The following is a 6,772-nucleotide window of genomic DNA, read 5'->3' as shown; positions in this document are numbered from 1 at the left end:
ATGCTACTCCTCTCTAGATAATTTGTAAGTAGCATCATTTTACTATTTTTTTGACGAATAAGGGATACTTTTTTCTTAGCTTGATGGCTATGTGGTACTACCCCATTTTTAAAGAATCAAATTCTTCCTTTATCATTCAATCTCCCCCTAGTACACTTTAGTATACTAATAGAGTAGCGTATTTAAAATCCATTGTTAAGTTTTTGTAACTCTATTATATATTTATAATATCCTCACTACTTGTCTTGTATAAACTCTATCGAACTCTAGATTATTCAGTTTTTTAAATTCATTAAGTGATATATTAAATTTCTTTAATATACTGTCTAATGTATCTTCTGCCTTTATTGTATATCTATCTGCTTGTAAACTTTGTTTTATAAATCCCATGTTAATCTCACCTTCTATTAATAATTTATATTTTTCCTATACACGCCTTTATTTCTTTTACATCTTTTTTTACATCTTCTATAATATTAAACTTATCTGTAAGCTTAGCTATTATATCTTGATAGCTTCTTTCTCTTTCTTCTTGCCTTGCGTCTCTCTTTTCTTGAGCTTTTAATATATAAAAAATAAGTGCTACTGATAATGCTGCCCATATTCCTTGAGACGAAGCAAGTTGTAATAATTCTCTTTCCAATTTACTCACCTCCTCTCTATTATGCAACGAGCTCTTTCTTTAATTTTTCTAATACTTTTTTCTTAGTTTTATACACTGCTTGTCTTGATATATTTAATTCCCTAGCTATTTCACTATCTTTATATCCATACTCAAATATTTTCTGTATGATATATTTTTGTTTTTTTGATAACTTATCTAGTACATTATTAATAACTATATTATTTTCTATATTACTTTCTACGTTATTATTAACATCACTATATATTGTTCCTTCTGTCAATTCAGTCTCTATATTGCAAATATGGTTATGTTTTTTAGATAATTTTATATATTTATATCTTAGTGAATTAGATATATATCCAACTATACATTCTTCCTTTTTCATATCTTCATTTTTAAATATTGGTATGTTTTTTATTATTTCAATTAAATTTATTATTAAATCAGAATCTGCTCCATCATAATTTAAATATTTACTATATTTCTTTACTAATGGTCTGAATTTTTCGATAATTATCAGAATAGATTCTTTATCTCCTTGTTTTGCTTTGTCTACTAGTTCATATAATTTATTATTCATTTAAAAGCCTCCCGTTTTAACCCTTTATATGGTAAAAAGTCAAAACTTCGGCTAGTGTAAACCTGTTTTTGTAAAAAAAGTAATTTTATTGTATCATTTTCTGTTTTTATGTAACTTATTATTAAATTATTTAAACATAAAAATTTATTTTTTTAATAAAATCAACGTATAATGCTTCAAATAGCACTTATAATGCTACTATTTGTGTAAAATAAAACAGAGTGATAAAATCACTCTGTTTTATAAACTATTTAACTATATTTACTGTTTTTTCAGCTTGAGATATTGCTCCTAACTTATCTGTTACTTTTATTTTAAAAGTAACTTTTTTCCCAATATATTTTTCTTTTAAAGGTAATTTAAAAGCTCCTTGGAAAAGATCTCTATTTGTTTTTGGTAATCTAGCTCCTAATATACGATCATTATCTAAGAAGATTTCTATTTTTCCTCCTCCAAGATTTTTTCCATCTCCATAGAACTTATCTCCACCTGAATAATTTTTATAACACACAGCTAGTTTTATAAGTGTATTTTTATCTAAACTATCAGGAATTCCATATATTCCTTTTCTCATACCATTATCATTATTGGTAGCTGTATATATCTGAGGGAGATTTACTATTTCTACTATTTTTCTAATCTCAGATGTTTGTCCAAGCTTATCTGTTACTTTTATTCTAATAGGTATATATTTTCCAAAATATTTTTCTTTCATTGGTATATCAAAAGAATAGTTATACATATTTACTTTTTCATTTGGTATTGTAGTTTCTCTAATAAGTTCATCATCTAAGAAAATTTCTACATGTCCTCCTGCAAGATTACTTCCATCTTTGTAAATATTCTTTTCGCTAGAATAATCTTCATAATACATATATAAATCTATAACTGTATTTTCATATATTTCGTCTGGTATTCCTTGTGAACCTTTTCTTACTGACTTATTTCCATTAGTAGAAGTTCCAATTTGTGGAGCCCATTTTATATCTATTATCTTCTCAGCTTCTTGCACTTTACCAATTATATCTGTAACTTTTATTTTTAACGGAACTCTTTTTCCAAAATATTCTTTTTTCATAGGAATATCAAAAGAATAAAAATAAGTGTCTCCATCTCCACTTGGTAAAGTTGCTTCTTTAATTATATCTCCATTTAAGAATACTTCTAAATGTGCACCTACAAGATTTTTTCCACTTGCATATACAGTATCTCCCTCTGAATAGCTTTTATAAAACATATACACACCTATAGTAGTGTTATCATCTATACTATCTGGTATTCCATCCATGCCTCTTTTAGTTTCTTTATTTCCATTGATAGAAGTATATATATATGGAACTCTATCTATGTGAATTACTTTCTCAATTTCAGCTATTCTATCTAATGTATCTGTTACTTTTATTTTTAATGGTATTTTTTTATTAAAATATTTTTCTTTTTTAGGTATATTTAAAGTACAATTATATATACTTCCTTGCTTATTTGGTATAGTAGCATAATTAATCCTATCCCCATCTAAGAAAATTTCTATCTTACCACCTGCAATATTTGTACCTTTTTGATAAATATCTATAGTAGTATTTTCATCTATATTTTCAGGTATTCCTTGTGCTCCTGGTTTTATAATTTCTCTATCCATATCATAACCAAGCTCAGTTAAAAGTTCCTGAATCTCTATAACGGCTTCTCCTTTACTTCCCTCTTGTAATAATATTGTAGTTGTAGCAGTGTCTATCTTATTAAGTGCTTTAACTATGGCTTTTTTTGTATTATACCCAACAAGTCCATCAGCACTTAAATTATTATCAGTTTGGAACTTAATAACACCAGCTTTTAGTCCATTCCCGAACATACCATCAATACCATTAACATCATATCCAAGAGAAGTTAAATCTTGTTGAAGTTTTGTTACATCGTCACCTTTTGATCCTACCTTTAACAATGGAAATGTCATATATATAAGTGCATTATACATAGATCTTTTAGTACTAGAAGTAACTGTTCCATTTATATCTAATCCATATTCTTTTTGGAATTCTTGAACAGCAGCTTTTATTTCTTTACTAAATATTCCATTTTTCCCATCTATGGCTGTTAGAATTTTTGGTGTCATATCTAAGTACACTGTTTTTTCAACTTCTGCTATCCTTCCAATAGTGTCTGTTACTCTTATTTTTAAAGGTATTCTTTTTCCATAATATTTTGCTGACTTAGGTAGATTAAAAGATGCTTTGTAAATAGATCCTTCAACATTAGGTATTTTTCCATGTGCAACACGATTACCATTTAAAAATATCTCTGTCTGACCACCTGCTACATATGTCCCTTTTGAATAAACATTTATAACTGTATTTTCTTCTAATTTTTCAGGAATAGCTGTAACTCCTACTTCTTTAGTTCCTCCATTAATAGACGTTAATATTTGTGGCAACATATCAGAAGATACATTTACAAATAATTTTTCTCTATTTTCTTCTTCATCATATACCATAAATTCAATTTCCATATTCCCTTTACCTATTAATGATTCTGGAAAATCAAATGTGAATTTACCTACATAATCACTATCTCTATTTACATGAACATATTCTTTATCAACATAATCACCATTTATATACATTTTTGCATACGAACCTTCTACTGGGAAGTTATCACGCATACCCACAACAATCTCCATAGGCTCTGTTATATTCCTAGGAATTTCAGATGCAATCCATGCATTTGGATCTTCTTTATCACCTATATAAACTTCTTTTATAAAACAATCAGATACTTTACCTTTGTTGTTTACACATCTTAAATATAGTATATGTTTTCCTTTTTCAAGACCAGAAATATCTATTGTTTCTTCAATTTTCAATCTATATGTGCTGTTTTTATAATGCTTACCGCCTAATAATCCACCTTCTGCTATTTTATTTCTTCCTCCTGAATCAGTTTCTGGCTTTCCATCATATAAAGCCCATTTAGAAAAATGTGGAGGTGAAGCAAAGAAGCATTCTCCATAATTCTCAAATGTCATTAATAGTTTCATTTCATCCTTAAATGTTTTTCTACCATTATCTATTATCCAACAAACTGGCTTAAATTCAGTTGCCGGCTTTGGTTTTTCAATTCTTATTTCACTTGTAACAACGCCCTCATTACCAGCATCATCAGTTACTACAACTTTAACTTTTCTATTTCCTTCTTCAATACCATGCTCTTCTAAATCTATTTCTCTATTGAATGCATATGGATATTCATCTCTCCATATAGAACCTTTCATTATATGACTTCCATCAATGTAAATGTCAAAGCACCCATTGTGCATTGGTTTATTATCATGGATTCCTATGCTTAAATGTAGTGTATCTCCTGTTATTTTTTGTCCATCTTCTAGTCCATTGAACCACACCTTAGGAGCTGTTCTATCAGGTTTTGGTTTTGAACCACCTGATGTTCCCCCAGAAGAACCATTTATCTTTCCATAAACAGACATTGTATCAAATGATGAACCATATTCATTTATTCCTAAATCTACATACACTGTTGATGTTTCTTTCTTCCACTGTCCATTTCTATTAATCCATCTAACAGCAATACAATCAGTATAATTATCTCCTGTCTGATTACCTGTAAGCCCTATCTCTGTTCCAGCTTTCAATTTTTCTTTCAATTTACCATTAGAGTAAAATACTTTTGTATCTCTTCTTACTTTAAATACATTTATAGTTTCATTTCCTATTTTTTCTTTTCTTATATAATGGTAATGTATTGGATCTTGTTGATTTTCCCATTCAGGTTGCCTTTCACCACTAGCTATTACCCCTTGTCTATATGAACCATCAGAGCATCTTATTTTAACATCTCTAACAGTACCCTCCATATTTTCTCCTAGATGTTGCATATAAATATATACTTCATTAGGATATATTTTACCCATTGGATTAGTGAAATTAATCAAATCCTCTTGAGTCTTATATACTTTTATAGTTTCTTTGCTACGATTTATCAAAGCATAATTAATTTCAGGATAAAATCCCATAATGTAACCTCCTCTATATTAAATATTTTATTGTATTAAAATAAACCGGTTTATTTAAATCTTACACTTTATAAAAATACTTATATTCTCTTTTTGTAAACCAAATAAAAATAAGTAATCTTTTAATAAGCATATAGAAATGTATTACAACCTATTATCTCAAGCTTAATTAATACAATTGACTTGCATTCTCTTAACTATATTTTCATATGTTATACGAAAAAATATTACCTTATATTACCTTAATTGTGATATATTTATATTTATAAAATATACTAATAAGGTGGTTAAAAATGAAAATATCAAAACTAATAATGCTAATACTTCTTATTACTAATTTTTGTTTTATGGTAGGTTGTAGTACAGATCTAAATAAAGTTAATAAATCGGAATCAAAAGAAAAAACAATTTCTATTGAAAAAAAAGAGCCCGTTACAAATATTGATAACAAAAAAGTTATAACTATAGACAATATGAAAATTGGAGATACCATCCCACTTAAAGATAGTTTAGATTTTCAATTGTTAAAAAAGTCATGGGGTAATGGATTTGATGTAAATAAAATAAAAATAGAAAAAGTAGATTACAAAAATTACGACTTGAAAACTGATGAAAAAAATGAACATATTACCTTACATACTAGTCCTGAGTTTCATCTTTTATTGTTGATAAAAGATAAAAAAATAGTTAAGATTTTAGCGGATGGCATAGAACCTAATGGTAATAAAGCTTTTAATGGTAATTATTTATATAATGCAGACTATATATGTAATTTTAAAAATTATACGATTTACTTAATGGATAATCCCTTCAAAAATACTTTAGTACCAAAACCAAGAAAAACTAATATGAAAATAGATTCTATGAACATAGGGGATATACTCCCTATTGATAGTAATTTAGAATATAGCTTATTGAAACATTTTGGGGGTAATCACTATAATCCAACTAAATTAGAAAAAGTAGATTACAAAAATTATATTTCAAAAACAGAAAATAAATATAATCATGATTTTATATATACTACTTGCAAATTAGATATTTTGTTAGGAATAAAAGATGGAAAAATAATAAAAATTTATACAGAAACTGAATACCAAAGTAAAATTTTCATTCTAAGTCCATACAATAATGAAGGTTTACCTGATCTAGACTATCTAGGTACAGTTGAAAATGATAAAATTTATTTAATGGATAACCCTTATAAAAAATATTAAAATATAAAAATAATTTAATTAATGATTATTGAAATATATACCAATATAAAGCTAGAACTATTAATAGTTCTAGCTTTATATTGTTTAAAATTACTGTATTAAAATATATTATTTTTAATAAAAGGCTTACAAAACTAACTCTTCTTTCTTCTTATTTAATGTAACTATGTTTAATTATAAAAAAAATTAATTGAAAGGGGATTTTTATATGTTATTAAAGGTAGGAAGTAGAGGTAGTGATGTCAGAAAACTTCAACAAGACTTAACTTCTCTTGGTTATAATGTTAATGGGATTGACGGTATATTTGGTAATGGCTTAAAAT

6 protein-coding genes are annotated in these 6,772 nt (G+C 26.9%); 2 read left to right on the top strand and 4 right to left on the bottom strand.

Annotated elements, in window-relative coordinates:
• Positions 1 to 222: 222 nt before the first annotated feature.
• From BUA77_RS12305 to BUA77_RS12290, 4 genes are all read right to left on the bottom strand, one after another.
• Complete coding sequence (locus tag BUA77_RS12305) at positions 223 to 390, bottom strand: LysM peptidoglycan-binding domain-containing protein (protein ID WP_084605773.1); 168 nt, start codon at positions 388 to 390, stop codon at positions 223 to 225.
• Between the two features lie 25 nt (positions 391 to 415).
• Positions 416 to 643, bottom strand: coding sequence for a BhlA/UviB family holin-like peptide (locus BUA77_RS12300; RefSeq protein WP_072890705.1), 228 nt, complete (start codon positions 641 to 643; stop codon positions 416 to 418).
• Between the two features lie 19 nt (positions 644 to 662).
• Complete coding sequence (locus BUA77_RS12295; protein WP_072890703.1) at positions 663 to 1,205, bottom strand: RNA polymerase sigma factor; 543 nt, start codon at positions 1,203 to 1,205, stop codon at positions 663 to 665.
• A gap of 247 nt (positions 1,206 to 1,452) precedes the next feature.
• Positions 1,453 to 5,232, bottom strand: coding sequence for a peptidoglycan-binding domain-containing protein (locus BUA77_RS12290; protein ID WP_072890701.1), 3,780 nt, complete (start codon positions 5,230 to 5,232; stop codon positions 1,453 to 1,455).
• Positions 5,233 to 5,525: 293 nt separating this feature from the next.
• Between BUA77_RS12290 and BUA77_RS12285 the strand changes: the two genes are divergently transcribed.
• Positions 5,526 to 6,449, top strand: coding sequence for a hypothetical protein (locus tag BUA77_RS12285; RefSeq protein ID WP_072890698.1), 924 nt, complete (start codon positions 5,526 to 5,528; stop codon positions 6,447 to 6,449).
• 208 nt (positions 6,450 to 6,657) lie between these two features.
• Positions 6,658 to 6,772: peptidoglycan-binding domain-containing protein (locus tag BUA77_RS14840; RefSeq protein ID WP_200773970.1), on the top strand; the 115-nt coding region annotated here is incomplete at its 3' end.

The sequence above is a fragment of the Tepidibacter formicigenes DSM 15518 genome (assembly GCF_900142235.1).
Classification (GTDB): domain Bacteria; phylum Bacillota; class Clostridia; order Peptostreptococcales; family Peptostreptococcaceae; genus Tepidibacter; species Tepidibacter formicigenes.
The sequence above is the reverse complement of the archived record's forward strand: the minus strand, read 5'-3'. Positions and strand labels throughout refer to the sequence as shown.